This is a genomic window from Aeromonas sp. DNRA1 (genome assembly GCF_963888745.1).
Taxonomy (GTDB): domain Bacteria; phylum Pseudomonadota; class Gammaproteobacteria; order Enterobacterales; family Aeromonadaceae; genus Aeromonas; species Aeromonas hydrophila.
Genome location: NZ_CAWPKQ010000001.1, coordinates 269,446 through 295,165, shown reverse-complemented (window position 1 = coordinate 295,165; position 25,720 = coordinate 269,446). Strand labels below are relative to the sequence as shown.

Genomic DNA, 25,720 nt, shown 5'->3' with positions numbered 1-25,720 from the left:
CTTGTCCTTTTTGTCGTGTAACGGGTCTTGGTAACAGCCGTTACTCAACGGTCCACATCCGACATAACGAAATCGATACTGCCCAGATAGACGATGAGGTCCGACACCATCTGGCCACGGATCACCGAGGGGATCTGTTGCAGGTGAGCAAAGCTCGGGGTGCGGATCCGGGTCCGGTAGCTCATGGTGGAGCCATCGCTGGTCAGGTAGTAACTGTTGATCCCCTTGGTCGCCTCGATCATCTGGAAGGACTCGGCGGCCGGCATGACCGGGCCCCACGACACTTGCAGGAAGTGGGTGATCAGGGTCTCGATGTCCTGCAGGGTGCGCTCTTTGGGCGGTGGCGTGGTGAGCGGGTGATCTGCCTTGAACGGCCCTTCCGGCATGTTCTTCATGCACTGCTCGATGATGCGCATGCTCTGGCGCACCTCCTCGATGCGCACCAGGGCGCGATCGTAGGCATCACCGTTGGCGCCGACCGGCACCTCGAATTCGAACTGATCGTAGCCGGAATAGGGGCGCCACTTGCGCACGTCGAAGTTGAGGCCGGTGGCACGCAGACCACCGCCCGTGGTGCCCCAGGCCAGCGCCTGCTCGGTATTGTAGGCGGCGACGCCGATGGTGCGGCCACGCAGTATGCTGTTGCGTATGGCGGCCTTCTCATAGTCCATCAGCCGCTTGGGCAGCCAGCTCAGCAGGTTGTCTTGGACCAGTCGCTGCCAGCCGACGGGCAGATCGTGGGCCACGCCGCCGATGCGAAACCAGGCCGGATGCATACGGGCGCCGGTGATGGCCTCGATGATGGTGTAAATCCGCTGCCGGTCGGTGAAGGTGAAGAAGACCGGGGTCATGGCGCCCACGTCCTGGATATAGGTACCGATGAACAGCAGGTGACTCTGGATGCGGAACAACTCAGCCAGCATCACCCGGATCATGTCGACCCGCTGCGGCACCTTGATGCCGGCCAGCTTCTCGACCGCCAGCACGTAGGGCAGGTTGTTCATCACCCCGCCTAAGTACTCGACCCTGTCGGTGTAGGGGATGTAGCTGTGCCAGGACTGGCGCTCGCCCATCTTCTCGGCACCGCGGTGGTGATAGCCGATGTCGGGCACGCAGTCGCGGATCTCCTCGCCATCGAGTTGCAGCACCAGGCGGAAGGCGCCGTGGGCGGAGGGGTGGTTGGGGCCGAGGTTCAAGAACATGTAGTCCTCGTTCTCGTTACCGCGACTCATGCCCCACTCTTCCGGTTTGAACAGCAGGTTGTCCTGCTCCTGATCCTGTTTGACCGCATCGAGCATGAAGGGATCAAATTCGGTGGCGCGCGCCGGATAATCCTTGCGCAGCGGGTGACCCTGCCAGCTCTTGGGCATCATGATGCGGGTCAGGTGGGGGTGACCATCGAAGTTGATGCCCATCAGATCCCACACTTCCCGTTCATACCAGTTGGCGTTGGGGAAGTGGCGGCTGACGGTGGGCAGCGTCAGGTCACCCTCCTTGAGCGGCACCTTCAGCATCAGGTCGGCGTTGCGATCGATGGAAATGAGGTGATAGAAGACGGTGAAGTCGCTGTCGGGCAGGTCGTGGCGATGGCTGCGCATCCGCTCGTCGGTAGCGCTGAGATCGAACAGCATCACGAACGGGGAGGGGAGCTTGCGCAGGAAGCCCATGACATCCAGCAGCAGCTCGCGGGAGAGCCAGACCACCGGTACGCCGGTGCGGGTATTCTGGATGGTGAAACGTTCGGCACCGAAATGGGCGAACAGCTCGCCGATCACCTGAGCGTCTTTGTGATCACTCGGTTGCCACTGGGCCATGGCGTAGTTGCTGGGAAATTCTCGAGTCAGTTTCATGGTCAGATCTCATCCGGCGTGCGCAGGTTGGTGACGTTGATCCGCTCGCCACGCTTGCGGTCCTTCTCGGCAGGCATTTGGGGGCGATAGATGCCCTGATCGCCAACCACCCAGGAGAGTGGACGGCGCTCCTTGCCGATGGAGTCCTGCAGCAGCATCAGCGCTTGCAGGAATGCCTCGGGACGGGGCGGACAACCCGGAATATAGACGTCGACCGGCAGGAACTTGTCGACGCCCTGAACGACCGAGTAGATGTCGTACATGCCGCCGGAGTTGGCACAGGCACCCATGGAGATAACCCACTTGGGTTCGAGCAGTTGCTCATACAGACGCTGGATGACGGGGGCCATCTTGATGAAGGGGGTGCCGGCGATCACCATGAAATCGGCCTGGCGCGGTGAGGCACGAATGACTTCGGCACCGAAGCGGGCCACATCATGAGGGGAGGTGAAGGCGGTACACATCTCTACGTAGCAACAGGAGATGCCGAAGTTGTAAGGCCAGAGGGAGTTCTTGCGGCCCCAGTTGACCGTGTCTTGCAGCACCTCTTCGAGGCGCCCGATCATGATGCCGCGTGAGGCCTCTTGAGCCAGGGGATCCTCGACGGTCTGGCGCTGTTCCTGGGGGTAGCGCTCAACGGGCGCATCTGGGTCGATCCGGGTCAGGGTGTACTTCATGGTGCAACCTCAAAGGGATAATCAGTAATTCAGTCTGGCTTCTTGTCGGTCAGGACGCGTTTTTTCGGTGCCCAGTCGAGGGCGCCAATGCGCCACAGGTAGACGAGTCCTACCAGCAGCAGGGAGATAAAGATGGTGGCTTCGATGAAACCGACCCAGCCGCTTTCCCTAACGGAGACGGACCAGGCGAAGAGGTAGAGTGCCTCGACGTCGAAGATGACGAAGAACATGGCAACCAGATAGAACTTGGCGGAGAAGCGTAGACGGGCATTGCCCACCGAATCGACGCCAGATTCGAAGGGTTTGTTCTTGGCACGACCATAGGCTCGACCACCCAGCAGGGCGGCAAGGCCAATCATGGTCAGGCAGATGCAGATGGCCCCAACTACATAGACAGCAAAAGCCCAATGCTGGACAGCTATATCAGCAAACATAGGAGTTTTCCCTAACCGAATTAATCACGTGACTTAACAAGGATGTTACTTATTATGCCACTTTCGTACTGATTTACATGTCATTTCAAAGGATTAATTATTAATCAGCGGGAGGAAAAACGTATTTTGCTAGCGGAGTCAATTTTCCTGTTTGAGAATCATTTTCACTCGCTTTTATGGGGCTGCGGAAATGGCGGGATCGTTTGAAAAATAAACTAATCGTGAAAGGAGAGACCCCGCCAGGCGGGGTCTGCTTGATCAGGGTTTGAGGATGGGTAGCGCCTCTTCGGCAGCCTTGCCCTGGGAGAGGGTGATCTCGACCCGGCGGTTTGCCTGACGATGCTCAGGTGTGTCATTGGGATAGCGGGGCTGGGCATCCGCTACCCCCTGAGCGATGACCCGGGTGGCGTCGAGTTTGGGGTTGGTCAGCAAAGTGTGCACGATGGAGGCAGAGCGCAATACTGACAGTTCCCAGTTGCTGCGATAGAGCTCAACCGGGGCCTGGGAGTTGTCGGTGTGGCCGGTGACCACCACCTTGCCCGGAATGTCAGCCAGAATGCCGGAGATCTTGCTGACCAGCGGGATGAACTGGGGCTGCAGGAAGGCTGAGTCGGCCGGAAACAGTGCCTTCTCGCCGATGCGGATCACCAGCTGGCTGCCCAGTTGTTCCACTTCCAGGTCCTTGGATTCAATCTGTGCCTTGAGCTGCTGCTCCAGCTTCTTCTTGGTGACCTGTACCCACTCCTGTTCCTTGGTTTTGTGAGGCCATGACTCCGTTGCGCTCGGCTTTTCCGAGGCGCCGATGGTCTCGTTGAAGGGGTCCGAGGCGGCCATGGGGGCATCCTTCTCCAATACCGTCTCTTTCTTCGGGCTGCTGGGGGTGGTCTTGGACTCGGGTTCCAGGATCCCGGTACCGCCCTGCATCACGGGGGAGCCCGCGGGAGGGGAGATGAGGCCAATTTTGCCCAGCGATTCGATGAAACCCTGGATCAGCACCCGGGTTTCAGACTGTTTGGCCATGGCAAAGGAGTAGAGCACCACGAACAGGGCGAACAGCAGTGTCATGAAGTCGGCATAGGAGACCAGCCAGCGTTCGTGGTTCTCCGGCGCTTCAGCCTTTTTCTTTTTTGCCACCATGGCCTCCGAGGTAGGGTTCTAGGGTGACTTGCAGGCGTTGCTGTGATTCGCCGTCCACGATGCAGAGGATACCGGTGAGGGTCATCTCCTTGTAGTGGCGGATCTGATGGGCAAACGCTTTGTAACGGTTGCCGAAGGGCAGGAAGATCAAGTTGGCGGCCGATACCCCATAGATGGTGGCGATAAAGGCCACCGCGATGGCGCCACCCAGTTTGTCAGGGGCATCCAGCAGGCCCATGGCGTGGATCAGGCCGAACACGGCGCCGACGATCCCCATGGTCGGGCAGTAGCCGCCCATGGCTTCATAGAATTTGACGGTCTGCTCGAGATCTTCTTGCTCGAACTCGATCTCGTTCTCCAGCACCTCGTGGATCTTGGTCTTCTCGTAGCCATCGACCATCATCTGCACCCCTTTTTGCAGGAAGGGATCCTTGATCTCGTCGATCATGCCTTCAAGGGCCAGCATGCCGCTGCGTCTGGCGTTACCGGCCAGGTTTTCCAGCAGTTCGGCCTGCTGCTGCATGTCGAGTTTGAGGGGGGCCAGCAGCCACTTGAAACGCTTGAGAGTGCTGCCGACAACGGAGAAGGGGAACTGGGTCAAGGCGGCACCTATGGTACCTCCGATCACGATGAGGAAGGCGGGCAGATCGAGCAGGGCGCTGGGATGTCCACCCTCGATCATGTTGCCGCCCAGGATGGCGATCAATGCCAGGACCAAGCCGATTAAACTCATTTTTTATACATCCCTGAATATTGATAATGGCTAGTGTAGCTATTTAAGTATCAGTTTTTCAAAATGATATCCAATCGATGAGCAATAAAGTCAGAGCCTTGACCTTGATGGACAGATTTCTTTCCCGGGTGGCAAGGAGCCGGGCCACGAAGGGCGTTTTACCGAAAAAGAGGGGGCTGTCGCGGGATTTTGACGAGAAGGGGGTCTGGCATATCAGACTGCAAATGCTGAAAGGTAAAAACCGGCACCTGAGCCGGTTTTTTTTAGATTGGGTGATGGGGAGAGATGCGTCACTCTGCGTGATCCTTTCGGGGTGGAAGCCAGCCGTTCGCCACAGGTAACGTTGCTTGCCCCTGTGGGGGGTTGCTTTTTCTAACGGGAGTTACGCATCTGAAAACCCAAAAAGCAAAAAACCGACCATCAGGTCGGTTCTTTAAATTTGGCGGTGAGGGAGGGATGATTCGCCACTGCGTGGCTCACCCCTTCGGGGCGGCCTGCGGCCGTTCATCGCAGCAAGCTGCTCTGCTCGAACCCGGCGAGGGTTCTCACCTACCCGCTGTGAGCATCAGATTTGCTGTGCTCCCAGAAGCAAAAAACCGACCATCAGGTCGGTTCTTTAAATTTGGCGGTGAGGGAGGGATTCGAACCCTCGATACGTTGCCGTATACACACTTTCCAGGCGTGCTCCTTCAGCCACTCGGACACCTCACCAAATTTTCGCTCGCAGCGTCGTTGCGCTGGAACGGGGCGTAATTTAGGGGAAAGGGCTGTGTGGGTCAACCACTTTTCCCCTTATTTTTCATAATCTTTTCCGAATGCCTAACCCTTGCGCAGAATGCCGGTTTTTTAAACCGGATCAGGGCTTGTCGAGGATGATCAGGCTGTCCGGCAGCTCGTTCTGGTCACGGGTAGCGGGGAAGGCGTCGGTGAGAATGGCGCTGGTCCGCTCGATGCACTCGAGGAAACCCTGCTCCACCTCCTTGTTGCGCACCCGGCGGGTGAAGTCATCGATGATCTCCTGCCACTGGCCATTGTCGATGTGCTGGGCGATGCCGTCATCCACCAGAATCTCCACGTAGTGCTCGGCCACCGAGACGAAGATCAGCACCCCCAGCCTGTCCCGGGTACGATGCAACCCCTGTTCGACAAACTGCAGGCGTGCCATCAGGGCGGCCCTGTGCTGGCGAACCTGTTTGGGGATCAGGTACATCTTGATGGGGGTCCAGTGGAACAGGATGCTCAGCACCAGCCAGACCGACCACTGCACCAGCAGGATTTCGTACCAGCCGAGCCAGAAACCGAGCTCGAATACCAGCAGCGGGGTGAGCATGGCCAGCAGCGCCGCCCACAGGGTGGGGATGTAGCGATAGCCGTCGCTGGCGGGGGCCAGTACGGTCACCAGCTCGGCATCGGTTGCCTGCTCCGCCTGTTTGACCTTGGCCTGCAGCGTGTGAAAGAACTGTTTCGAAATCATGTGTTGTCTCTTAATCCCTGTTACCAACCACCGGAGGCACCGCCGCCGCCGAAACTGCCGCCCCCTCCACTGAAACCGCCGCCGCCACCAAAGCCACCACCGGAGCGACCGCCACCGAAGCCACCGGCAAGGTAAGCGGCGCGGCGCCGGCCACCTCTGCCGCCGCCACCACCGCCACGCAGGTTGTGCAGCACGATCATCACAATCACCATCAGAATGAACAGCCAGGGCCCGCCCAGCTTATCCTTGCTGGCGTTCTCTACCGGTTTGTACTCGCCCGCCAGCGCCTGCATGATCGCCTGGCTGCCGGCGACTACCCCGGCCACCATGTCGCCGCGTTTGAACGCGGGCAGGATCCGGGTCTGGATGATGTTGGCGGCGATGGCATCGGGCAGGGCACCTTCCAGCCCGTAACCCACCTCGATGCGCACCTTGCGTTCATCCTGGGCGATCAGCAGCAGCACCCCGTTATCTTTTCCCTTCTGGCCGATGCCCCAGTGACGGCCGAGCTGATAGCCGTACTCCTCGATGGTGTCGCCCGCCAGCGTGTCGATGGAGACCACCACCAGCTGGATGCCGCTGCGCTTCTCAAATGCCGCCAGCTGCTGGGTGAGCTGGTGGGCCTGCTTGCGGGACATCAGGTTGGCCTCGTCCACCACTCGCCCGCTCAAGGCGGGGAAGGTGGGGGCGGCGGACACCACCGCCGTCCACAACAGCAGGCAGGACAACAAGGCATGGATCACGCGCTTCATTGGAAGCTGACCTTGGGCGCCTCATCAGCACCGGGCTTGGCGCTGAACGTGGGTTTGGCCTCCAGATCCGAGTAGAGCAGCTTGGACCAGATAACGCCGGGGAAGGTGCGGATCTCGGTATTGAACTGACGAACCGCTTCTATGTAGTCGCGCCGGGCCACCGAGATACGGTTTTCGGTGCCTTCCAGCTGGGCCTGCAGGGTGAGGAACTGCTGATCCGCTTTGAGCTCCGGATAGCGTTCGACCACCACCATCAGCCGGGAGAGGGCGCCGGAGAGCTGGTTCTGGGCCGCTTCAAACTCCTTGAGCTGGGCGGGATCGCTGATCTGCAGGCTGCCCACCCGGGCTCTGGCATCGGTCACCGCCTTGAGGGTCTCCTGCTCGTGGCTGGCGTAGCCCTTGACGGTGGCCACCAGATTGGGGACCAGATCGGCGCGGCGCTGATACTGGTTCTCGACCTGGCCCCAGCTCGCCTTGACCTGCTCATCCAGGGTCGGAATATTGTTCATGCCGCAACCGGTCAGGCCCAGCAGCAGGCTCATAACCAACAGGGACTGGGTTGCCCTCTGCCAGAGTGAAGTGGCCATCTTGTTGTTCTCCATTGACATTTTTTGCAGATAACGGCTCACCATACCAGCATGTGGTCAACCGCCACAACGGGCGGGCAGCCTGGGTTTGTGGTAAGCCATCGAAACCTTGGGCAGTTGCGGCTTGTCTTTGAGCCAGGAGGCCAGCTCGGCGCCGCAGCCGTTGCCGGGCGGGATCGGCGCCTGAGGCTGGCAATCCGGGCTGCCGGCCGGGCAGCGCAGACGCACATGAAAGTGGCTGAAGTGGCCGACCCAGGGACGCAACTTGCCGACCCAGGGTTCATCGGGCGCCCGTTTGCACACCTCGGCCTTGAGCACAGGATTGATGAAGATGCGGGCGACCTCGGGCTTGCTGGCTGCCAGGCGCAGCAGGTTTAGCTGCTGGGGGCCGAAGCGCCCGGGTAGCACCCGGTAGCTGGGCTCATCGATCAGGGCCCACTCCTTGGGGGCATCCTGCTCCCATGTTGAGATGGGCTGGTTGGCCATGCGAAACCAGATGTCGGCGTCGAGGCCGGTCTGGTGGCTGCGGTGCCCGGAGGTGAAGGGACCGCCGTGGGCCATGGCGAGATCGGCGATATAGAGATCCGGCATGCCGGCCATGCGGGTCTGGTTGGCCAGGGTGGTCAGGTAGGCGATGAGCTCGGGGTGGCCGTAGTAGCGCAGTCGCTTGGTGCGGATCACCTGATAGCCGGGGCCGGTCAGCGGCAGCGCTACCCCGTTCTTGAGGCAGCCGGCGGAGTAGCCGCCAATCGCTTCGGCCTGGTGGGGATGAGGTTCGGCAAGAAAAGTACTGGCCATGAAGAGCAGGGTGGTGGCAAGCATGAGACTCCCGACAAGCATGCGAATGGGCTCAGATGAAGAGAATGATACCAAGAGTCCGGTGAGGCCGTCACCCGATGAGCGAGCCCGGTTGCATCCCGGTGCCGGGCTCGCGCACAATGCGCGACAAAATTGGCGCATCCAGGGCGTGTAAACGCACAGGCAAGAGGAGAAGAGAATGAAGGTCAGTGAGCTGGTGAACAAAGAGGGACTGGTCTGGCTGATGCCCCCTGCTCGCCGTTTCTATCCGGTGATGGTTGTGCTGTTGCTGGCGAGCCTGATCACCGTGCTGGCCGCCGTCGGTCTGGGTTATCCGCACATGGGTCTGCTGCCCTGGGTGGGGCTGGTGTTTGGCGGCATAGTGCTGCTGATGATGGTACTTCCTCGCAGTTGGCAGCGCTGGCGGCTGGCGGAGCTGGCCTGGGACGAGACGCACCTTTACCTGCTCAATGGCAGCAGTGATCGGGCACAGGCCCTGCCAAGATCGGCACTGGTCGGGGTCGAGCGGGATCGCAAGGTGGGCCACGATGGTCAGTGGCTGGCCTTCAGCCTGGATCTGGCGCTCAACGATGAGCAGCTGGCGGCCGCCACCGCGCTGATGGGGTTGAGTCGGGAAGGCACCCATGTCGTGGCGCCCGGTATCTATCGCTTTGGCTTTAAGCACGCCTGGCATGGTCGACGCACGCTGCAGGGGCTGCTGGATACTCTGCTCCCAATATGAGCTGACTATTTTCTCGACAATCTTCCCCAAAGCTCAGATACTGCCAGTGACTCGAATTGATCTTGCCCGTTCTGTTCACCCAAGAGATCAATGACTTGAGTGAACCGTACGGGGGAGTGCCCAGGCATGATGCCCTGGCAGGTCCGGCATGGGGGTTGTGCCCTTACCTTTGTGTTGGTGATTGGATAGAGAAGGCACCTTGAATCGAGAGTGGATGGCATGAAGATTTACGTAGGTAATCTGTCGTACCGGATGACGGCCGACGAACTGACAACCGTGTTCAGCCAATTTGGGCAGGTAGACAAGGTCGATATCATCATCGATCGCGATACCGGTCAGTCCAAGGGGTTTGGCTTCATTGAAATGCCTGTCAATGGCGAGGCTGAAAAGGCCATCGCCGGTTTGCATGGCACCGAAATCGGTGGCCGTACCATCACAGTCAACCAGGCCAAGCCGAAGACAGATGCACCACGTGGTCGCCCCCAGCGTCATCGCTGAGCTGCCTCGATAACGCAAAACGGCATGGGTTTCCCCCATGCCGTTTTTGTTTTTGGCGTTTACGGGATGAATTAGGGTACGTCGTAACCGAGCGCCGCCTTGCGAATGCGGAACCACTGCTGGCGATTGAGGACGATGGCTTCAGCGGCCACGGCGGCGGCGATGCGCTCCCGCTTGCCGGAGCCTATCAGCGGCAGCGGCTGGCTTGGCAGCATCATGACCCAGGCGTAGACCACCTGTTCGATCTGCTCGGCGCCCACTTCCTGGCGGATCTGCTCGAGCTCGGCGCGCAGCGGGGCATATTCGGGGGCCTGGAACAGGCGCCCGCCACCGAGGCAGGACCAGGCCATCGGCTTGATGCGCAGTTGCTGGCATTGGTCCAGGGTACCGTCCAGGGTGGTGCTCTGGTTGAGCGGCGAGATCTCCAGTTGATTGGTCACCAGCGGGAAGGGCAGGCGCGACTGCAGCAGTTCGAACTGGCGAGGGGTGAAGTTGGAGACCCCGGCATGCTTGATCTTGCCCGCCTGCTTGAGGGTAATGAAGGCATCGGCCACCTCGTCGGCATCCATCAGGGGATCCGGGCGGTGGATCAGCAGCAGATCCAGATGGTCGGTTGCGAGCTTTTGCAAGGAGGCCTCGGCACTGGCGATGATGTGCGCCTTGCCGGTGTTGTAGTGATTCAGCGCGTGTTCCGGCTTGGCGGTGAGGGCGATGCCGCACTTGCTGACGATCTCCATCCGGCTGCGCAGAGAGGGCTCAAGGCGCAGGGCGTTGCCGAAGGCCTCTTCGCACTGGTAGCCACCATAGATGTCGGCGTGATCGATGGTGGTGACCCCCAGATCCAGGTGGTACTTCATCAGGTCCAGCAGGGCGCTCGGGGAGAGCTGCCACTCCATCAGGCGCCAGTAGCCCATGATGAGGCGAGAGAAGGTCGGGCCCTGTGGATGCAGGGAGAGGCGGGATACGGGCATGGTGGCTCCTTGGCGGATAAGGGAAAAATGCTGCCAGCATCTTGGTCTCTTCTGGCTGGCAAGGCAATAATGCGGCTTTTGTTAATTCGAACTTTGGTTCTGAAGGGGAAGGAAATGGACGGTTTTGCCGAGCGCTTGCAGAGCCTGATCGGGACGGGCAGCATCAGTGCCTTTGCCCGCAAGGTGGGGTTGAGCGAGGCCCTGATCCGTAAATATCTGAAAGGGGCCGAACCCGGCCTTGGCAAGGCCAACCAGATTGCCATGGCTGCCAACTGCTCGCTGGAGTGGCTCGCCACCGGCTGCGGCTACCTTTATCGGCAGGCGGAAGTGGTGGACCGAGAAGCGCTGAGCGCCGCCGGCACCCTGTTGCAGGAACAGTTGCCGCAGCAGCGTCTGCCCGCAGAAGACGAGCTGGTTACCCTGCTCGCTTACTACCAGTTCTTGCGCAGTCACAAGCAGGCTGACGGATTTCTGGATCTGGCGCGGGCGCGCGAATTTGGCAAACACCTGCATGAGGCGTGAGCCTGGATGGGGATGGCCGGGCAACGGCCGGGGATTATTCTGATACCCTCTAAAGCAGATGAGGACAGCGGGGAGAGGGTGATGGGCTATCTGATCTTGGGCAGCGGCGGATTGGGCACGGCGCTGGCACATGAGCTATCCGCCCGTGGCGAGGAGCTGGTGCTGGCCGGCAGGCAGCTGCCCAAGGGCGTGGATCCCGTCTGCTATTTCCCGTTGCAGGAGGTGGATGTGCTCTCCTTCGATGCCTTGTTCACCCTCTATGACACGGCGCCGTTGCCGAGCGTGGTGATCAACACCATCGGCCTGCTGCACGACATCAACTTCATGCCGGAGCGGCGGGTGGAGGAGGTCAACCCCAGGTGGCTGTGCGACAGCTTGCTGGCCAACGCCTGGCCGCAGCTGGCTCTGGCCGCCTGCCTGAGCCGCCGGATGACGGCGGATGCCCGCCTCTGGCTTTGCACTCTCTCTGATCTTGCCGGCAGTCTTGGCGCCAACGAGACGGGCAGTCGTTACAGCTACCGGATGAGCAAGGCGGCGCTCAACATGGGGGCAATAACGCTGGCCCACGAGTGGCGGGAGCGCTTCCCCGCTGCCGGGGTTGTCACAGTGCACCCGGGGCTGATGGCTACCCCCATGAATCAACCCTTCCTCGACGAACTGGCGGCCGAGACCTTGCAGGATCCGGCGCTGGTGGCGCCGCGTCTGCTTGATCTCATCAACCAATTGTCGCCGGCCCAGTCCGGCGGCTTCCTCGACCTGCAGGGCCAGCCGCTGCCCTGGTAAGCCGTCACCGGCTTCACATTCCGGAAACGGCCCGCTTGCCAAGTCAGCTCCTGCTGGCTAACGTCATCCTCCTGCTTCAGGAGGGATGTCATGCGCTATATCGATTTACGAAGTGATACGGTCACCCAGCCCACGGATGCCATGCGTCAGAGTATGCTGCATGCCGAGGTGGGGGATGATGTCTACGGGGAAGATCCCGGCGTCAATGCACTGGAGGCCCGCGGGGCCGAGCTGCTTGGCAAGGAGGCCGCGCTGTTTGTTCCCTCGGGCACCATGTCCAACCTGCTGGCGGTGATGAGCCACTGTCAGCGGGGAGAAGGGGCCATCGTCGGCCAGGCGGCCCACATCTATCGCTATGAGGCACAGGGGAGCGCCGTGCTGGGCTCGGTCGCGCTGCAGGCGGTGCCCATGCAGGCCGACGGTTCGCTGGCAGTGGCCGATGTCGCCGCGGCGATCGCCCCTGATGATGCCCATTTTGTGCAGACCCGGCTGATCTGCCTTGAAAACACCCATAACGGCAAGGTGCTTCCCCTTCACTACCTGCAGACGATGCGCAAGTTCGTCGATGAACGCGGGTTGCAACTGCATCTGGATGGTGCCCGTTTGTTCAACGCCGCCGTGGCGAGCGGTCATGGGGTAGACGAGCTGGCCGCCCCCTTTGACAGCATCTCCATCTGCCTCTCCAAGGGGCTGGGAGCACCGGTAGGGTCGCTGCTGGTGGGCTCTCGTGCCTTCATCGCCCGTGCCAGACGGCTGCGCAAGATGCTGGGCGGCGGCATGCGCCAAGCGGGGATCCTGGCTCAGGCCGGTCTGTTTGCCCTCGAGCAGCATGTGGCCCGGTTGGCGGACGATCACCGCCGTGCCAGACGGCTGGCCGAAGGGTTGGCCGCCTTGCCTGGTATCACCCTGGAGCTGGCCCAGGTGCAGACCAACATGGTCTTTCTGCAGCTGGCAAAAGAGCAGAGCGGCCCCCTGCTTGCCTTCATGAAGGAGCGGGGGATCCTCTTCTCCGGTTACGGCGAGATGCGGCTGGTGACCCACCTGCAGATCACCGATGACGACATCGACGAGGTGATCGATGCCTTCACCGAGTACCTTGCCGCACGTTAAGGTTCACTCAATAAAACAGGGCGCCAAGGCGCCCTGTTTTATTGTTGAGAAGAAAGCGGGTCACGCCTGGCGCTGGCCGCTCATCAGCATGGCCTCGTCGGTGGCGTCGTAGATCATTACCGCGATGTGGGTCACCTGACCGCCAAAATCGGCCAGCGGCACCAGCGTCAGGTTCTGGAACATGTGGGGGGCGGAGCCGGTGATCGGGCGGTAGTTGGAAAAACGCAGCAGATAGGGTTTCTGCTCCCAGGTGCTGAAGGCGCGGTTGTTGAGCTTGAACACCATGTTGGCCTTGCGTTCGAACCAGGCCCGATCCACATCGGGGAAGAGTTCGAACAGCACGCCATCGCGCACCTCGCCGGCCAACCGGCCGCTGTGGCTCTCCATGAAGCCGTTCCACACCTGCACCTTGTACTCCTTGTCGAGCACCACCAGCCCCACATCCAGGTTCTGGACTATGTTCATCAGCCAATGAAATTCACGGATTTCCATGGTCACTCCTAGAGCATGTGCATGATTTTGTTGTTCATGGTGGCGATGGAATCTTCGGTAAACAGCAGCAGCAGATCGCACTGCACTGCGTAATCCTGGACCCGGTAGTTGATCTCGATGGCCAGGGTGCGGCGCCAGCGGCTCTTGTTGGTGTTGATGAGCTCGTTGATGGGCCTGTGCTGGCCGAGTACCACAGGATGGCCCTGACTGAAGGGGGTGTCGAGCTGGCTGGCGTAACCGCGCAAAAAGGCGCCGATCAACACGTTGGCGGTATCCATCAATAGCTCCAGCTCGGCATTGCGATCGAGCACGCCCTGATGGTTCATCAGCCGGGCCAGATCCTTGAAGCTGGAGTCGTGGAACAGGATCAGCGCCTCGCCGGCGATACCGGCTCCGATGAAGCCCTGGCAGACGGCGGAGAGAGTATCCGAGTCGGCGGCGGCCGAGAGGGCCATGTGCAGCTCGGACACTTCCAGCACGTTGACGTTGGGAATGGGCAGTACCACAAAGGCGTTGAGCAGGCGGGCCAGCAGGTCGGCAGCCTGGCCCATGGAGACGTTGGCGAGTTCTTGATAGACGTCGCGTACCTCGGGACTGATCTTGATGCCGGTATCCAGACTGCCGACATCACTGACACTCTGGCCGGCGGGCCGGATGTCATGTGCCGTAGCGGTGCCTTTGGCCTGCCACAGATCATGCTGTTTCAGCAGGGCGTTGAGGGTTTCCGGTGCGGCGGGTTTCTTGATGAAATCCAGCGCTCCCAGCCCCATCACCCGCTGATAGGCTTCCGGCTGGATATCGCCAGAGACAACGAAGACCTTGTTGCGCAGACCCTCCCGCTGGAGGGTCTCCAGCACGCCGTAGCCATCCATTTCCGGCATGGTCAGGTCGAGAAAGATCAGATCCCCATGACCCATCAGCACCTGCTCTATCCCTTCCAGCCCGTTGGCGGCGTAATGCAGCGTCACATCCCAGTCTGCGGGAAGGGCACGGGCCAGCTGTTTACGGGCGAATCCTGAGTCATCACATATCAATACATTCATAGTGTTAGGCTGGCCTGGTCAACGAGGATTGCTATAAGTGTGGCCCGCCAACGGTCAGATGCAATGGGACAGGCTGGTCGCAGGTGAAAATTGATTGTCCCATTGGCGATTCCGGTAGCGCGCTGAATATTTTTCAACAAATTCAGCAAACATCTTAACACGCAGCGGAGCAAACTGAGGCTGACAGCGCAACATATAGAAGGGCCGGTTGCCGGTTTTCCAGTCGGGCAGTACCGGGACCAGTTGCTCATCCTGCAGGAAGGGGTGCACGTAGTGGAGTGGGGCATTGACGATCCCCAGGTGGCGTCTGGCTGCCCGCACGGCGGCCTGGGTCTGGTTGACGGTGAGTTTGGCGGTACGCTTGATCTGTACCGTCTGCTCGTCCCGATCGGTCAACTGCCAGTGCTGGTGTGGCCAGCAGTAGATCAGCGCGTGCTCTTCCAGCTGGGCGGGATGTGCCGGTATGCCCATCTTCTCCAGATAGAGCGGGGAGGCAAACAGGCCGTATTCGATGTGGCCAAGGCAGAGTGCATTGGGCAAGGATTGCGGCAGCTCACCGTTGAAGAACACCAGATCCCGGTCGTTGTCGAACAGATGCTGGTGGTCGTTGGTCTGGGTTATGTCGAACTGCACTTCGGGGTAGTGCAGGCCAAAGTCCGCCAGCATGTCGACCAGGATGGTGTTGGAGAGGGCGATGGGGGCCGCCAGACGGATCACCCCGTTGATGTCGGCCTCTTTGCCCTGGATCTCGCCAGTAGCCTGCTCGATCGCGGCCAACGGGGTGCACAGGCGCTCGTAGTAGCGCAGCCCTTCGTCGGTGAGGCGGAGTTTGCGGGTGGATCTGTGTAGCAAGGAGCAGCCGAGCTGCTCTTCCAGCTGAGAAATACGTCGACTGATGGTGCCGGTTGGCATGCCCAGTGCGGCAGCCGCGTGGGAGAAACCTCCCTCTTGCACCACCTTGACGAACAGATAGAACTCTTCGATGTACTTCATAAGCGGTGTTCTGGGTGTAACAAGCCAGTGACCTTAAGAAGAGGCGCCCGCCTTGGCAAGCTCAATCCGGCGTTTAATTGATCTGGATTAGATTCGACTCCCGCTGGTACTGGTGCAACAGCCGGACAAATTCGACCGGATCCCGGTCAAGGCTGTTGTCCGGTACCAGCAGATCGTAGCCGAGCAGCTCGCGCAGCCGGGTCATGCGGTTGGCCAGCATGGCGATCACCCCCTCATAGCGCTGGCCGGAGGGAGAGCGAAAATGGCTCTCCTCCAGCAACCCCTCGCCCTGAAAGGCACAGGAACCCCCACCGCCGCTGCAGGCCGGCTGTTCGCTACGCAGTGCCTGTAGCAAGACGCTGCGTTGCTCGGTCAGCAGGCGTACTGCCAATCTGGGTGTGATCAATGTCAAAAAATCGTCGTAATCTTTTATTTTCAAACCGATATAGGGCAGGGGGACCAGATCCCAGCCCAGATGAATGCGCGGCTGGTCTATTCGCTGAATATTTCTCCATTTCAGGATCCAACCACCGTATTTATGGTGATATTGCAGACAATCGTGACAGAGCGAGAGACTGAAGTGAGGCTCAATCAACTTCAATGAGCCGATAAATATCATCATCAGACCGGCCAGTAGGCCGGAGACGAGGGGGATTAGTGGTTGTTCACCGAATAAAAAAAGTATAAAAATCATAGCAATGGTTACTATGATGCCCAACAATACCAACGTGAGTCCGTTTTTTCTGACCATGGGTTTCACATGTAGCGTTTTCATATGAAGTCAGCCCTTTGCGCATGCTTGTTTCACATTATGGGCTGGATCCGATTTTGTACCAGCACCGGGTGCCCGGGAGGGCCCTCCGTCGCTGGGTTTCCCTGTGATCACACATCATGAATCACCATATTAGATGAATACGCTAGACGAACGGTTATTGAACGGGATGGATGTGTTGCATACCCCAATCTGGGTTTATGACATCCGGCATCACCACATCTACTGGGCCAATCGCGCTGCCTTGAGCGTGTGGGAAGCGAGCTCGCTAGGCGAGCTGCAATCGCGCGACTTCTCGGCCGACATGGCACAGGCCATCGATCTGTTGCTGCAGCGCTACCTCGGGGATTTCCAGCAGGGGCGCAGCTACAGCGAGTGGTGGACGCTTTCCCCCAAGGGCGTGAAAAAGCAGATCTACCTGCGTCTCTCCGGCATCCAGCTGGCGGGTCGGCTGATGATGATGACCGAGGCGGTGATCGACGCCGATACCCTCTATCAGGAGTCTTCGCTCGCTACCGGAGATACCCTGGCCTGTCTGTTTGACAATCAGGGCCAGCTGGAGAGCGGCAACCACCATTTCGACATGTGTTTCGGCAACCAGATCCGCTACCTCTCCCAACTCTTCTCCGGCAATGACGAGGCTTTCTACCAGAAGCTCTCCCGCCTCGATGAGGTGGTGGCCGAGGGGGAGTGCCGTACCCTCAAGGGGATGCGCTGGTTTCAGTACCAGTTTCGCCACATTCAGCAGGGGGCGCAGATCCTGCTCACCATGCGCGACATCACCGACCGCAAACTGGAAGAGCTCGAACACCGCCACCTCGCGTGGCACGACTCGCTGACCGGCCTGCTCAACCGCTATGGCTTGATGAAATCGCTGGAGGCCTATTGCGGGCTGGGTGGGCGTTTTGCGCTGGTGTTCATGGACTTGGACAACTTCAAGCTGGTCAACGACAACTACGGCCACAAGGCCGGTGATCGGCTGCTGGAGCGGGTTGCCGGCCGGCTCAAGCAGATCTGTCCGCGCGATGTGGAGCTGGCGCGGCTCGGTGGCGACGAATTCACTGCCCTGGTGCCGCTCAGCCACTCGAGCGATCGGGCGCAGGAGGTGGCCGACCTCATGCTCTCCCAGATGACCAAGCCGCTGCAGCTGAGCGGCGTGCCCGAGGTGACCATCGGCGGCAGCATCGGCATCGCCATCTATCCGGACGATGCGGACGACGGTGACAACCTCATCACCCGCGCCGACATGGCCATGTACCAGGCCAAGCAGATGGGCCGGCTGCGCTGGCAGCGCTTCACCCCCAGCATGCAGCAGACTCTGCATCGCAAGCTGACCCTGAAGCAGTTTCTGGCCAAGGCCATCGGGCGGGGGGAGCTGAGCCTCTGCTACCAGCCTCAGGTGGATGTGGCACAGGGCAAGCTACTCGGCTACGAGGCGTTGCTGCGCTGGCACAATCCCGTGCTGGGCCACGTTTCACCGGTGGAGTTCATCCCGCTGGCGGAAGAGATGGGGCTGATCCGTGAGATAGGCAGCTGGGTGTTGTCGACGGCGCTGGCCCAGATGGCCCACTGGCAACGGGAGTGGCGGGTGAACGTGCCGGTGTCGGTCAATCTCTCCGGCTTCCAGCTCTCTTCCGCCCTGCCTGAACTGGTGGCCCAGCAGCTCAAGGAGTTCGGGGTGGCGGCCAGCCTGCTGACGCTGGAGCTGACAGAGACGGTGTTGATGCTGGACATGAAGGGGTGCATCGAGATCCTCGATGCCCTGAGCGCGCAGGGGATCAAGATTGCCATCGATGATTTCGGTACCGGCTACTCGTCGCTGGCCTATCTCAACCGGCTGCCCATCGACACCATCAAGCTGGATCGCTCCTTCGTGGTGGGTCTCAATCTGCCGGTGATCCGCGCCACCGTCGCCATGGCCACCAGCCTGGGTCTTGGCATCATGGCCGAAGGAGTGGAGGACGAGCACGAGCTCGCCGCCCTGCGCACCCAGGGCTGCCACGTGTTTCAGGGGTTCCTGTTCAGCAAGCCGATGACGGTGGCGCAGGTGGAAGAGAGCCGTTTCATGGTCAGCTGCAAGGCCGGCCGCTATCCGCTGGCAGGCTAGCGGATGACTCTGTGACGGTGCTAATGCGAGGGGCCTTGGGCCCCTCGCTGTTTTTGGGTAGAGTGTGGGCTTCGTCTCTGGAGGCAACATGAACCCGACTCTCGACCTTATTCTCGCCCATCGCTCCATTCGTCAATTCACCGCCGAGCCTATCACCGACATTCAACTCGACCAGATCCTGAGCGCGGCCCAGGCCGCTGCCAGCTCCAGCTTCCTGCAGGCCAACAGCATCATCCGGGTGACCGACAAGGCACTTCGCAGCCGCCTGGCCGAGCTGGCGGGGCACCAGGCCTACGTGGCCCAGGCCGCCGAGTTCTTGCTCTTTTGTGCCGACTACCATCGCCACTGTGAAGTGGTGCCGGATGCCCAGACCGGCTTTGTGGAGCAACTGCTGATCGGCGCCATCGACGGTGCCCTGATGGCCCAGAATGCGCTGCTGGCAGCCCAGTCCATGGGACTTGGCGGCGTCTATATCGGCGGGATCCGCAACAATCCGGCCGCCGTGAGCGAGGCGGTGGGGCTGCCACATCAGGTGATCCCGCTGTTTGGCCTCTGCCTTGGCCACCCCGCCCAGGCGCCTGAACAGAAACCCCGTTTGCCCCGCGCCCTGGTTGTGCATGAAAACCGCTATCAGACCGAACTGGATCGCGACCTGCTTGCCAGCTACGACCAGCAGATCGAGGCTTACTACCAGTCCCGCAGCAGCAACAACAAGCAGCAGAGCTGGAGCGGCCAGATCCGGGGCATCCTGGGCAAGGAGGCGCGCCCCTTCATGCAGGATTTCCTGCGATCCAGGGGGTTCAACCTCAAGTAATGGGCCCGATGGGCGATACTAAGGGGTAATGGCGGTGTCGCCAGCGCCGCGTGATCCTGGCTTTCCCTGATGCTCCTGCCCGTCTGGGCACAACAAATCGGGGGCAAGCCCTGCGCTGCGGACTACCTTAACTAGGTAAGCTGTTGTAGGATCACGCAATTGGATTGGGACAGGAGTTTGGACTTCCTATGATTTTAACCCTGGTATTGCTGTCTATTGGCGCACTCCTGTTTCTGGTCATCGCCTATAACGTGGTGCAGCAATATAAACAGAAGGCAGAGGCCGACAAGCGTCACGCCATCGCCCGCCACAAGTCGGTGGTGGATGAAACCGAAGAGATGCTGCTCAACGTCAACCTGGTGCCCTTCTCCAAGAACATAGTGTTGCTGCTGCAGCACCGGATCCTCGATGCCTATCGTGCCATCGCCCTGGTGATGCCAAGCGGCCAGCTCAAGCAGCGCATTGCCGACGTGCAGACCCAGATCAAGAACGTGCAGGAGAACTACAACAGCCAGGATGAAGGGCACTTCAAGACCCCGGAGTCGGATCGTCAGGCCATCCAGATGTTGCAGCTGGTCAAGAAGATGCGGGCCGTGCTGCGGGTCGAACACAACAAGGGCAAGATAGATCCGCAAGGCTTTGCCCAAGAGGATCGCCGCCTCGAGCTGATGCAGCTCAAGGTCAACATCGCCAATCTGGTGAAACGGGCCATGGATGCCCAGATCCAGGGGCAGTTCGGCACCTGCCGGCAGCTCTACACCAAGGGGCTCTCGGCCCTGGCCAGCGTCACCGACAAGGATCCCTACCTGATGGCTCGTGAAGAGGACATGCGGCAGGGCTTGGCCGGACTCGATGCCCACCTGCAGGAGCACAGCGAGAAAGAGCTGCAAAGCATCAAGGACAAAGAGGCGGACGAGCTGGATGTCCTGTTCCAACCCAAGAAGAAATGGTGATTATGTCGCACTCACTCGATACCACACTGGGGCCGATGGCCCCATTTGTTTGCCAGCTGTTGACCGAGCTGGACGCCCTCGCCATCCATCCCGCTGCCATCGAGGTCGACCACCTCTGCTACCGGGCCGCCACCCTGCCGGAGTACCAGGCCCTGAAGGCACAATTGGCAAGCCAAGGTGACCTGCTGGTGGAGGGGATGATCGGCGGACGGCCCATCGCCACCTACCGCCTGCATCAACCGGTGCCCCACACCCACGGCATCGTGCCCTGCATCGAGCTGGCGGCGCCCAAACCGGGTCGCAGCCACCAGGCGGGGCTGGAACATATCGAACTGGTGGTGCCTTCGCTGGACGCCTTGCTGGCAGCCCATCCCGAGGTGCCCTTCAAAACCGGCAACCTGCGCGATGAGCGCAATCCTGACGTGGCAGTGATGCTGGCCTCGGGGCAGATCAAATTCCATCTGCGCACCTTGGCCGAGGTGATCGAGGAAGAGCTGGTGAGCGGCGCCGTGGTGCCGGTGCCTGCCGGCTACTACGACCAGGTTTGATGCGACGGGGTAGCTTGACCGGCCCCGTCTCATAGCCGAGATAGCATCAGGGATGGCAGATGCGGGGGCGGGCGGGGCGCCCCTTCAAGTGGCCGAGCCAGAGGCTCAACCCCGCCGTGATGACCAGTACCAGCTCGATGCCGAGCACCAATCCCCCGAGTCCCCCTTGCTCCCAAAAGGGGTGCAGATAGAGCCCTCCCAGACTGGCCCCCAGATAGTAACCCACCAGATAGAGCGATGAGGCGAGCGCCCGGTTGTGCTCCACATGTTGGCCGACCCAGGCGCTGGCGCAGGCGTGGGCAAGGAAAAAGCCGAAGCTCGAGATGAGCAGGCCTGAGAGGATGGCGCCGAACGAGCCGCCCAGCAGTAAGGCGCTGCCGAGTGCCATCAGGGCTATGCCGACCAGCAACAGGCGCTGTGCCCCCCAGCGATGGGCGCAGCGGCCGCTGAGGGAAGAAGCAACCGTCCCCGACAGATAGGTCAGAAACAGCATGCCGAGCCACTGGGTCGGCAAGGAGAAGGGGGGGCTGGCCAGCAGGAAGGTGAGGTAGCTGTATTGGTTCAGAAACACCATGAAGTTGAGGCCGCCGATGAGGTAGGCCCCCACCAGCAGCGGGTTACCGAGGTGGCTGGCGATGGCCTGGCGAAACTGGCCCGGCTTGGCGATGACGGGCACGAAACGGGTTTGGGGCGGCAGCAGCCAGATGACCAGGGGCAGCAGCGCCAGGCTGATGAGGCCGATGCCGAGAAAAGTGTGCTGCCAGTCGCCAAACCAGCCGGCCAGCAGACCGCCGACCACCCGGCCGGCGATGCCTCCCAGCGAGTTGGCTGCAATGTAGACCCCGACGGCAGAGAGCAGGGCTCGCTTGCTGAACTCTTCCCCCATGTAGGCGATGGCAGTGGCGGGCATCCCCGCCAGCAGAACACCCTGCAGGATTCGCAGCAGCAGCAGCAGTTCAAACTGACTGACCAGGCTGATGAGCAGGGAGAGCAGGATGGCGCCGGCCAGACTCCACAGCATGATCCGGCGCCGGCCGAAGCGATCCGCCAGCCGGGCGCAGACAAGCAGCGAGGCGGCGAGCCCAGCGGTGCAGCCAGCCAGGGTCCAGCCGGCCGACAGCGAGCTGACGGAGAACACCTCGGCCAGCAGCGGCAGCAGCGGGTGGGTTTGATAGAGATTGAGAAACACCAGGAAGGAGCCCAGGCTGAGGGCCAGGGTGGCGCGGATCCATTCACGACTACCGACTTCGATCATATGCAATTGTCCTGACAGCTTTGTTGCAGGTTAGTGCGCGCCAGAGCATAAATATAATATATTTAAGTTATCCATCTGATAAACCAAATTGATATGGACCTGAAACAGCTTACCTATCTGCTGGCGGTGCGGGATGCCGGCTCCTTTACCAAGGCGGCCAACGGGTTGCATGTGGCGCAGCCCGCCATCAGCATGGCCATCGCCAAGCTGGAGCAGCAGCTCGAGCTGCGCTTGTTCGACCGCCAGGATCGCAACGTGCGGCTCACCCCGGAAGGGGAGGTGCTCTGCCGCCATGCCGAGCGCCTGCTGCGCCAGATGCATCAGGCCGAAGCCGAGATGGCCGAGCTCAAGGGGCTGGAGCGCGGAGAGGTGCGCATCGGCATCCCCTACATGATGGGCTCTTATTACTTTCCGCCGATCCTGATGGCCTTCAAGCATCGCTACCCCGGCCTCAAGATCCGGGTGGAGGAGGCGGGCACTCGCGAGCTATTGAGCCGCATGGTGGACGGCTCGCTGGATCTTGCCATCCTCATCACCAGCGATTTGCCGCCGGCGCTGGAAGGGGCCCAGTTGCTGCGTGAAGAGATGTTGATGGTGGTGGGGGAGGAGCATCCGCTGCGCCAGGCCCAGAGTGTGTCGCTGAGCGAGTTCTTCAGCCAGGAGCTGGCGATGTTTCGCCGCGGCTTCTATCACCGCGAGCACATGGAAGCGCTGGCCCAGGGGCTGGGCTGTGAGCCTGATATCGCCTTTGAGAGCAACCTCATCCCGTTGCTCAAGGCGGTGGTGAAGCAGGGCTTTGCGGTGACCACCTTCTTGCGGATGGCGCTGGACGAAGAGCCTGCCCTGACCGGGATCCCGTTTGCCCCCCCGATCTTCCTCGATCTCTGCGTGGCGTGGCGGCGGGGGGATCCGCTCTCCATGGCCAACCGTGCCTTGCGGGATTTTTTGCTGGCGCAGGCACAGCCATAAATGGCCAAGAAGGAAGGGCTATCAGGCAAAAGTTTGTTAGTATTAGTTCAAGTCGCCTTTAGAGCCTAACATCATGAAACTCCAACAATTGCGTTATATCGTTGAGGTTGCCAACCACAGACTGAACGTGTCGGCAACGGCAGAGAGCCTCTACACCTCTCAGCCAGGGATCAGCAAACAGGTGCGCATGCTGGAAGATGAGCTGGGGATCCAGATTTTCGAGCGCAGCGGCAAACATCTGACCCAGATCACCCCGGCTGGCCGGGATGTGATCAAGATTGCCAACGAGATCCTGGGCAAGGTGGAGAGCATCAAGTCGGTGGCGAGTCAGCACACTCACCCCGAGCAGGGCACGCTCCACATTGCGACCACCCACACCCAGGCCCGTTATGCGCTGCCTGATGTGATCAAGGGCTTCATCAAGCGCTTTCCCAAGGTCTCCTTGCACATGCACCAGGGCACGCCGACCCAGATCAGCGAAGCCGTGGTCAAGGGCCAGGCCGACTTTGCTATCGCCACCGAGGCGCTGCACCTGTATGAAGATCTCATCATGCTGCCCTGCTACCACTGGAACCGCAGCGTGATCGTGCCCAAGGGCCATCCGCTGACCCAAGTTGGCAAGCTCTCCATCGCCGACATCGCCCGCTTCCCGCTGGTGACCTATGTGTTCGGCTTTACCGGCCGCTCCGAACTCGACACCGCCTTCAACCGGGCCGGTTTTGAGCCCAACATCGTCTTCACTGCCACCGATGCGGACGTGATCAAGACCTATGTCCGGTTGGGGGTGGGTATCGGTGTGATGGCGACCATGGCGCTGGATCCTCAGGTCGATACCGATCTGGTGGCGCTCGATGCCAGCCACCTGTTTGCCCACAGCACCACCAAGATCGGTTTTCGCAAGGGCTCTTTCCTGCGTACCTACATGTATGACTTCATGACCCGTTTTGCCCCCCATCTGACCCGGGACGTGGTGGAGCGTGCCATCGCGCTGCGCTCCAGCGACGATGTGGATGCCATGTTTGCCGATATCGAGCTGCCCATCCGCTAGCGCTGCGGCGATACGAGAGCAACAAAAAACGCCTCCCGATGGGAGGCGTTTTTCATGGCGATGAGCGGCGAGGCGGGATCACTTCTTGAACATGTGATCCAGCTTGTTGGCCTTGGTCGAGAGGTAGAACTCGTTGTGGGGATTGCGCCCTTCCTGCAGAGGTACCCGTTCCGCCACCGGAATGCCGAAGGATTCCATCGCCTTCATCTTGCGCGGGTTGTTGGTCATCAACTTGAGGGATTTCACCTCCAGCTGCTTGAGCATGTCGGCGCAGATGGTGTAGTCGCGCATGTCTGCGGCAAAGCCGAGCGCCACGTTGGCCTCGACGGTGTCGGCGCCTTGATCCTGCAGATGATAGGCCCGGATCTTGTTGAGCAGGCCGATGCCGCGCCCTTCCTGACGCACGTACAGCAAGACGCCGCGTCCTGCCTTGGCGATGTTTTCCAATGCAGCCTGCAGCTGGAAGCCGCAGTCGCAACGCAGACTGAACAGGGCATCGCCGGTCAGGCATTCGGAGTGAATGCGGCCCAGCACCGGCTCATCACCCGTGATATCGCCCATCACCAGTGCGGCGTGATCCTTGCCAGTGCCGGTTTCCTGAAAGCCTACCAGCGTGAAAGTGCCCCAGGGGGTCGGCAACTTGGATTTGGCCACGAGGGTAACGCTGCTCATAGGTTGCTCCTTACTACAGCTGCTTAAAAAAGGGCGGCCAGTTTAGCGCGCCTTGTGCGGAACAACCATAAGAACAAAACCTTGCACAACTTAATGGTTTGCCTGGCGGTACACAAAGAGGACAGTTGCGACTGGTTTTGCGCAAATGTGTGCCACGACGACTGCCAGGCTCGGCACATTTGGGTATAATCGGCGCCCATTACCCCATCCCTCCCGGGATGTGTGCAACAAGTGTGCAGGAGAGACGTTATGCCGCAGATGGCCCCCGTGATGACAATTGATGGCCCGAGTGGTGCAGGCAAGGGCACCCTGTGTCAGTTGCTGGCTGAAAAACTGGGTTGGCACCTGCTCGATTCCGGCGCCATCTATCGGGTGCTGGCCCTGGCCGCCCTGCATCACGATGTAGAGCTCGATGCCGAAGCTGCGCTGGTTCCCCTGGCCGCCAATCTGGACGTGCAGTTCCAGGTCGATGCCGAGCAGGTGAAGGTCGTGTTGGAAGGGGAGGATGTCTCCCGTACCATCCGTACCGAGGAAGTGGGCAATGCCGCGAGCAAGATTGCCGCCTTCCCGCGGGTGCGCGAAGCCCTGTTGCGTCGTCAGCGAGCATTTCGCCAAGCCCCCGGCCTCATCGCCGACGGTCGTGACATGGGTACCGTGGTTTTCCCCGAGGCCGAAGTGAAGATTTTCCTCGACGCCAGCGCCGAAGAACGGGCTGCCCGCCGCTATAAGCAGTTGCAAGATAAGGGCTTTGATGTTAACTTTGAGCGTCTTTTAACCGAGATTCGGGAGCGTGACGATCGCGACAGAAATCGCGCCGTTGCCCCCCTTAAACCGGCAGAAGATGCTCTCGTGGTGGATTCAACTGCCATGTCCATAGACGAAGTGCTGGTAACGGTGCTTGCCTATGCAGAGCAACAACTTGGTGATGTCAGTACAAACTGATATCAGTCGTCTGCACCATGGATGGCGCAGATAATTTAAAACAA

28 protein-coding genes, 1 tRNA gene and 1 other RNA gene are annotated in these 25,720 nt (G+C 60.4%); 12 read left to right on the top strand and 18 right to left on the bottom strand.

Annotated elements, in window-relative coordinates:
* Nucleotides 1–44: 44 nt before the first annotated feature.
* The 11 genes from nuoC to mepA form a co-directional block, all read right to left on the bottom strand.
* Complete coding sequence (gene nuoC / locus AACQ43_RS01340; protein ID WP_168965525.1) at nt 45–1,850, bottom strand: NADH-quinone oxidoreductase subunit C/D; 1,806 nt, start codon at nt 1,848–1,850, stop codon at nt 45–47.
* A gap of 2 nt (nt 1,851–1,852) precedes the next feature.
* The gene (locus AACQ43_RS01335; RefSeq protein ID WP_005299840.1) at nt 1,853–2,527 is read right to left on the bottom strand and encodes a NuoB/complex I 20 kDa subunit family protein; all 675 of its coding nucleotides are present in this window, start codon (nt 2,525–2,527) and stop codon (nt 1,853–1,855) included.
* Between the two features lie 29 nt (nt 2,528–2,556).
* Nucleotides 2,557–2,961, bottom strand: coding sequence for an NADH-quinone oxidoreductase subunit A (locus AACQ43_RS01330; RefSeq protein ID WP_016350419.1), 405 nt, complete (start codon nt 2,959–2,961; stop codon nt 2,557–2,559).
* Between the two features lie 258 nt (nt 2,962–3,219).
* On the bottom strand, nt 3,220–4,098 hold the full coding sequence (locus tag AACQ43_RS01325; RefSeq protein ID WP_168965523.1) for a flagellar motor protein MotB: 879 nt from the start codon (nt 4,096–4,098) through the stop codon (nt 3,220–3,222).
* On the bottom strand, nt 4,073–4,831 hold the full coding sequence (locus tag AACQ43_RS01320; RefSeq protein WP_076359669.1) for a flagellar motor protein: 759 nt from the start codon (nt 4,829–4,831) through the stop codon (nt 4,073–4,075). Before AACQ43_RS01320 ends, AACQ43_RS01325 begins: the two co-directional genes overlap by 26 nt.
* A gap of 440 nt (nt 4,832–5,271) precedes the next feature.
* Nucleotides 5,272–5,400, bottom strand: a non-coding RNA gene (locus tag AACQ43_RS01315) — RtT sRNA.
* A gap of 54 nt (nt 5,401–5,454) precedes the next feature.
* A tRNA-Ser gene (locus AACQ43_RS01310) sits at nt 5,455–5,542 on the bottom strand.
* Between the two features lie 145 nt (nt 5,543–5,687).
* A complete protein-coding gene (locus AACQ43_RS01305; RefSeq protein WP_168965521.1) occupies nt 5,688–6,305 on the bottom strand; it encodes a TPM domain-containing protein in 618 nt (205 codons plus the stop codon).
* 20 nt (nt 6,306–6,325) lie between these two features.
* Nucleotides 6,326–7,057: a TPM domain-containing protein gene (locus AACQ43_RS01300; protein ID WP_168965519.1), complete on the bottom strand. Its 732-nt coding sequence runs from the start codon at nt 7,055–7,057 to the stop codon at nt 6,326–6,328.
* Complete coding sequence (locus AACQ43_RS01295) at nt 7,054–7,659, bottom strand: LemA family protein (protein WP_168965517.1); 606 nt, start codon at nt 7,657–7,659, stop codon at nt 7,054–7,056. The genes AACQ43_RS01300 and AACQ43_RS01295 overlap by 4 nt, the downstream gene beginning before the upstream one ends.
* Before the next feature lie 42 nt (nt 7,660–7,701).
* Nucleotides 7,702–8,466 (bottom strand): penicillin-insensitive murein endopeptidase, encoded by a 765-nt coding sequence (mepA, locus tag AACQ43_RS01290; protein WP_060389098.1) that lies wholly within the window; start codon nt 8,464–8,466, stop codon nt 7,702–7,704.
* Between the two features lie 175 nt (nt 8,467–8,641).
* Here mepA and AACQ43_RS01285 point away from each other — a divergent pair, with 175 nt between their 5' ends.
* Together AACQ43_RS01285 and AACQ43_RS01280 are read left to right on the top strand one after the other, a co-directional pair.
* On the top strand, nt 8,642–9,184 hold the full coding sequence (locus AACQ43_RS01285) for a hypothetical protein (protein ID WP_168965515.1): 543 nt from the start codon (nt 8,642–8,644) through the stop codon (nt 9,182–9,184).
* Between the two features lie 219 nt (nt 9,185–9,403).
* Nucleotides 9,404–9,682 (top strand): RNA recognition motif domain-containing protein, encoded by a 279-nt coding sequence (locus AACQ43_RS01280; protein WP_026080382.1) that lies wholly within the window; start codon nt 9,404–9,406, stop codon nt 9,680–9,682.
* 71 nt (nt 9,683–9,753) lie between these two features.
* On the opposite strand, the gene AACQ43_RS01275 is transcribed toward AACQ43_RS01280, so the two are convergent.
* Nucleotides 9,754–10,653, bottom strand: coding sequence for an aldo/keto reductase (locus AACQ43_RS01275; protein WP_168965513.1), 900 nt, complete (start codon nt 10,651–10,653; stop codon nt 9,754–9,756).
* A gap of 114 nt (nt 10,654–10,767) precedes the next feature.
* Between AACQ43_RS01275 and AACQ43_RS01270 the strand changes: the two genes are divergently transcribed.
* The 3 genes from AACQ43_RS01270 to ltaE all read left to right on the top strand — a co-directional run bounded on the left by AACQ43_RS01270 (nt 10,768) and on the right by ltaE (nt 13,068).
* On the top strand, nt 10,768–11,175 hold the full coding sequence (locus tag AACQ43_RS01270; protein ID WP_011705676.1) for a helix-turn-helix domain-containing protein: 408 nt from the start codon (nt 10,768–10,770) through the stop codon (nt 11,173–11,175).
* Between the two features lie 81 nt (nt 11,176–11,256).
* On the top strand, nt 11,257–11,958 hold the full coding sequence (locus AACQ43_RS01265) for a short-chain dehydrogenase (RefSeq protein ID WP_168965511.1): 702 nt from the start codon (nt 11,257–11,259) through the stop codon (nt 11,956–11,958).
* A gap of 90 nt (nt 11,959–12,048) precedes the next feature.
* Nucleotides 12,049–13,068 (top strand): low-specificity L-threonine aldolase, encoded by a 1,020-nt coding sequence (gene ltaE, locus AACQ43_RS01260; RefSeq protein ID WP_146061890.1) that lies wholly within the window; start codon nt 12,049–12,051, stop codon nt 13,066–13,068.
* A gap of 60 nt (nt 13,069–13,128) precedes the next feature.
* Here the strand turns inward: ltaE and AACQ43_RS01255 are convergent, their stop codons facing one another.
* The 4 genes from AACQ43_RS01255 to AACQ43_RS01240 form a co-directional block, all read right to left on the bottom strand.
* Nucleotides 13,129–13,560 carry a PAS domain-containing protein gene (locus AACQ43_RS01255; RefSeq protein WP_005346525.1) on the bottom strand — a complete coding sequence of 144 codons (432 nt, stop codon included), beginning with the start codon at nt 13,558–13,560 and terminating at the stop codon, nt 13,129–13,131.
* A gap of 8 nt (nt 13,561–13,568) precedes the next feature.
* Nucleotides 13,569–14,603 (bottom strand): response regulator, encoded by a 1,035-nt coding sequence (locus AACQ43_RS01250; protein WP_076359652.1) that lies wholly within the window; start codon nt 14,601–14,603, stop codon nt 13,569–13,571.
* 54 nt (nt 14,604–14,657) lie between these two features.
* A complete protein-coding gene (locus AACQ43_RS01245; protein WP_146061892.1) occupies nt 14,658–15,596 on the bottom strand; it encodes a LysR family transcriptional regulator in 939 nt (312 codons plus the stop codon).
* A 73-nt stretch (nt 15,597–15,669) separates the two neighbouring features.
* Nucleotides 15,670–16,371 carry a DUF2982 domain-containing protein gene (locus AACQ43_RS01240; protein WP_076359648.1) on the bottom strand — a complete coding sequence of 234 codons (702 nt, stop codon included), beginning with the start codon at nt 16,369–16,371 and terminating at the stop codon, nt 15,670–15,672.
* A 166-nt stretch (nt 16,372–16,537) separates the two neighbouring features.
* On the opposite strand from AACQ43_RS01240, the gene AACQ43_RS01235 reads away from it, so the two are divergent.
* The 4 genes from AACQ43_RS01235 to AACQ43_RS01220 all read left to right on the top strand — a co-directional run bounded on the left by AACQ43_RS01235 (nt 16,538) and on the right by AACQ43_RS01220 (nt 20,790).
* Nucleotides 16,538–18,475 carry a putative bifunctional diguanylate cyclase/phosphodiesterase gene (locus tag AACQ43_RS01235; protein WP_016350432.1) on the top strand — a complete coding sequence of 646 codons (1,938 nt, stop codon included), beginning with the start codon at nt 16,538–16,540 and terminating at the stop codon, nt 18,473–18,475.
* 88 nt (nt 18,476–18,563) lie between these two features.
* Nucleotides 18,564–19,289, top strand: a complete 726-nt coding sequence (gene nfsA, locus AACQ43_RS01230) for an oxygen-insensitive NADPH nitroreductase (protein ID WP_168965509.1) — start codon at nt 18,564–18,566, stop codon at nt 19,287–19,289.
* Between the two features lie 188 nt (nt 19,290–19,477).
* A complete protein-coding gene (locus tag AACQ43_RS01225) occupies nt 19,478–20,242 on the top strand; it encodes a DNA repair protein (RefSeq protein ID WP_146061895.1) in 765 nt (254 codons plus the stop codon).
* Nucleotides 20,236–20,790, top strand: coding sequence for a VOC family protein (locus AACQ43_RS01220; RefSeq protein ID WP_168965507.1), 555 nt, complete (start codon nt 20,236–20,238; stop codon nt 20,788–20,790). Before AACQ43_RS01225 ends, AACQ43_RS01220 begins: the two co-directional genes overlap by 7 nt.
* Nucleotides 20,791–20,836: 46 nt before the next feature.
* Here AACQ43_RS01220 and AACQ43_RS01215 read toward each other — a convergent pair whose 3' ends face one another.
* Entirely contained in the window at nt 20,837–22,045 is a 1,209-nt protein-coding gene (locus tag AACQ43_RS01215) for an MFS transporter (protein ID WP_168965505.1), read from the bottom strand.
* 93 nt (nt 22,046–22,138) lie between these two features.
* On the opposite strand from AACQ43_RS01215, the gene AACQ43_RS01210 reads away from it, so the two are divergent.
* Both AACQ43_RS01210 and cysB read left to right on the top strand, forming a co-directional pair.
* Nucleotides 22,139–23,014 (top strand): LysR family transcriptional regulator, encoded by an 876-nt coding sequence (locus tag AACQ43_RS01210; RefSeq protein ID WP_076359642.1) that lies wholly within the window; start codon nt 22,139–22,141, stop codon nt 23,012–23,014.
* A gap of 73 nt (nt 23,015–23,087) precedes the next feature.
* Nucleotides 23,088–24,062, top strand: a complete 975-nt coding sequence (gene cysB / locus AACQ43_RS01205) for an HTH-type transcriptional regulator CysB (protein ID WP_010634254.1) — start codon at nt 23,088–23,090, stop codon at nt 24,060–24,062.
* A gap of 78 nt (nt 24,063–24,140) precedes the next feature.
* Here cysB and ribA read toward each other — a convergent pair whose 3' ends face one another.
* Complete coding sequence (gene ribA / locus AACQ43_RS01200) at nt 24,141–24,734, bottom strand: GTP cyclohydrolase II (protein ID WP_010634253.1); 594 nt, start codon at nt 24,732–24,734, stop codon at nt 24,141–24,143.
* 249 nt (nt 24,735–24,983) lie between these two features.
* On the opposite strand from ribA, the gene cmk reads away from it, so the two are divergent.
* Nucleotides 24,984–25,676, top strand: a complete 693-nt coding sequence (gene cmk, locus AACQ43_RS01195) for a (d)CMP kinase (protein ID WP_011705689.1) — start codon at nt 24,984–24,986, stop codon at nt 25,674–25,676.
* Nucleotides 25,677–25,720: the final 44 nt, after the last annotated feature.

Excerpts from the sequence above, each read along its gene's own strand:
- nuoC (WP_168965525.1), bottom strand. The coding sequence starts at position 1,850 with ATGAAACTGACTCGAGAATTTCCCAGCAACTACGCCATGGCCCAGTGG.
- AACQ43_RS01335 (WP_005299840.1), bottom strand. The coding sequence starts at position 2,527 with ATGAAGTACACCCTGACCCGGATCGACCCAGATGCGCCCGTTGAGCGC.
- AACQ43_RS01330 (WP_016350419.1), bottom strand. The coding sequence starts at position 2,961 with ATGTTTGCTGATATAGCTGTCCAGCATTGGGCTTTTGCTGTCTATGTA.
- AACQ43_RS01325 (WP_168965523.1), bottom strand. The coding sequence starts at position 4,098 with ATGGTGGCAAAAAAGAAAAAGGCTGAAGCGCCGGAGAACCACGAACGC.
- AACQ43_RS01320 (WP_076359669.1), bottom strand. The coding sequence starts at position 4,831 with ATGAGTTTAATCGGCTTGGTCCTGGCATTGATCGCCATCCTGGGCGGC.
- AACQ43_RS01305 (WP_168965521.1), bottom strand. The coding sequence starts at position 6,305 with ATGATTTCGAAACAGTTCTTTCACACGCTGCAGGCCAAGGTCAAACAG.
- AACQ43_RS01300 (WP_168965519.1), bottom strand. The coding sequence starts at position 7,057 with ATGAAGCGCGTGATCCATGCCTTGTTGTCCTGCCTGCTGTTGTGGACG.
- AACQ43_RS01295 (WP_168965517.1), bottom strand. The coding sequence starts at position 7,659 with ATGGAGAACAACAAGATGGCCACTTCACTCTGGCAGAGGGCAACCCAG.
- mepA (WP_060389098.1), bottom strand. The coding sequence starts at position 8,466 with ATGCTTGCCACCACCCTGCTCTTCATGGCCAGTACTTTTCTTGCCGAA.
- AACQ43_RS01285 (WP_168965515.1), top strand. The coding sequence starts at position 8,642 with ATGAAGGTCAGTGAGCTGGTGAACAAAGAGGGACTGGTCTGGCTGATG.
- AACQ43_RS01280 (WP_026080382.1), top strand. The coding sequence starts at position 9,404 with ATGAAGATTTACGTAGGTAATCTGTCGTACCGGATGACGGCCGACGAA.
- AACQ43_RS01275 (WP_168965513.1), bottom strand. The coding sequence starts at position 10,653 with ATGCCCGTATCCCGCCTCTCCCTGCATCCACAGGGCCCGACCTTCTCT.
- AACQ43_RS01270 (WP_011705676.1), top strand. The coding sequence starts at position 10,768 with ATGGACGGTTTTGCCGAGCGCTTGCAGAGCCTGATCGGGACGGGCAGC.
- AACQ43_RS01265 (WP_168965511.1), top strand. The coding sequence starts at position 11,257 with ATGGGCTATCTGATCTTGGGCAGCGGCGGATTGGGCACGGCGCTGGCA.
- ltaE (WP_146061890.1), top strand. The coding sequence starts at position 12,049 with ATGCGCTATATCGATTTACGAAGTGATACGGTCACCCAGCCCACGGAT.
- AACQ43_RS01255 (WP_005346525.1), bottom strand. The coding sequence starts at position 13,560 with ATGGAAATCCGTGAATTTCATTGGCTGATGAACATAGTCCAGAACCTG.
- AACQ43_RS01250 (WP_076359652.1), bottom strand. The coding sequence starts at position 14,603 with ATGAATGTATTGATATGTGATGACTCAGGATTCGCCCGTAAACAGCTG.
- AACQ43_RS01245 (WP_146061892.1), bottom strand. The coding sequence starts at position 15,596 with ATGAAGTACATCGAAGAGTTCTATCTGTTCGTCAAGGTGGTGCAAGAG.
- AACQ43_RS01240 (WP_076359648.1), bottom strand. The coding sequence starts at position 16,371 with ATGAAAACGCTACATGTGAAACCCATGGTCAGAAAAAACGGACTCACG.
- AACQ43_RS01235 (WP_016350432.1), top strand. The coding sequence starts at position 16,538 with ATGGATGTGTTGCATACCCCAATCTGGGTTTATGACATCCGGCATCAC.
- nfsA (WP_168965509.1), top strand. The coding sequence starts at position 18,564 with ATGAACCCGACTCTCGACCTTATTCTCGCCCATCGCTCCATTCGTCAA.
- AACQ43_RS01225 (WP_146061895.1), top strand. The coding sequence starts at position 19,478 with ATGATTTTAACCCTGGTATTGCTGTCTATTGGCGCACTCCTGTTTCTG.
- AACQ43_RS01220 (WP_168965507.1), top strand. The coding sequence starts at position 20,236 with ATGGTGATTATGTCGCACTCACTCGATACCACACTGGGGCCGATGGCC.
- AACQ43_RS01215 (WP_168965505.1), bottom strand. The coding sequence starts at position 22,045 with ATGATCGAAGTCGGTAGTCGTGAATGGATCCGCGCCACCCTGGCCCTC.
- AACQ43_RS01210 (WP_076359642.1), top strand. The coding sequence starts at position 22,139 with ATGGACCTGAAACAGCTTACCTATCTGCTGGCGGTGCGGGATGCCGGC.
- cysB (WP_010634254.1), top strand. The coding sequence starts at position 23,088 with ATGAAACTCCAACAATTGCGTTATATCGTTGAGGTTGCCAACCACAGA.
- ribA (WP_010634253.1), bottom strand. The coding sequence starts at position 24,734 with ATGAGCAGCGTTACCCTCGTGGCCAAATCCAAGTTGCCGACCCCCTGG.
- cmk (WP_011705689.1), top strand. The coding sequence starts at position 24,984 with ATGCCGCAGATGGCCCCCGTGATGACAATTGATGGCCCGAGTGGTGCA.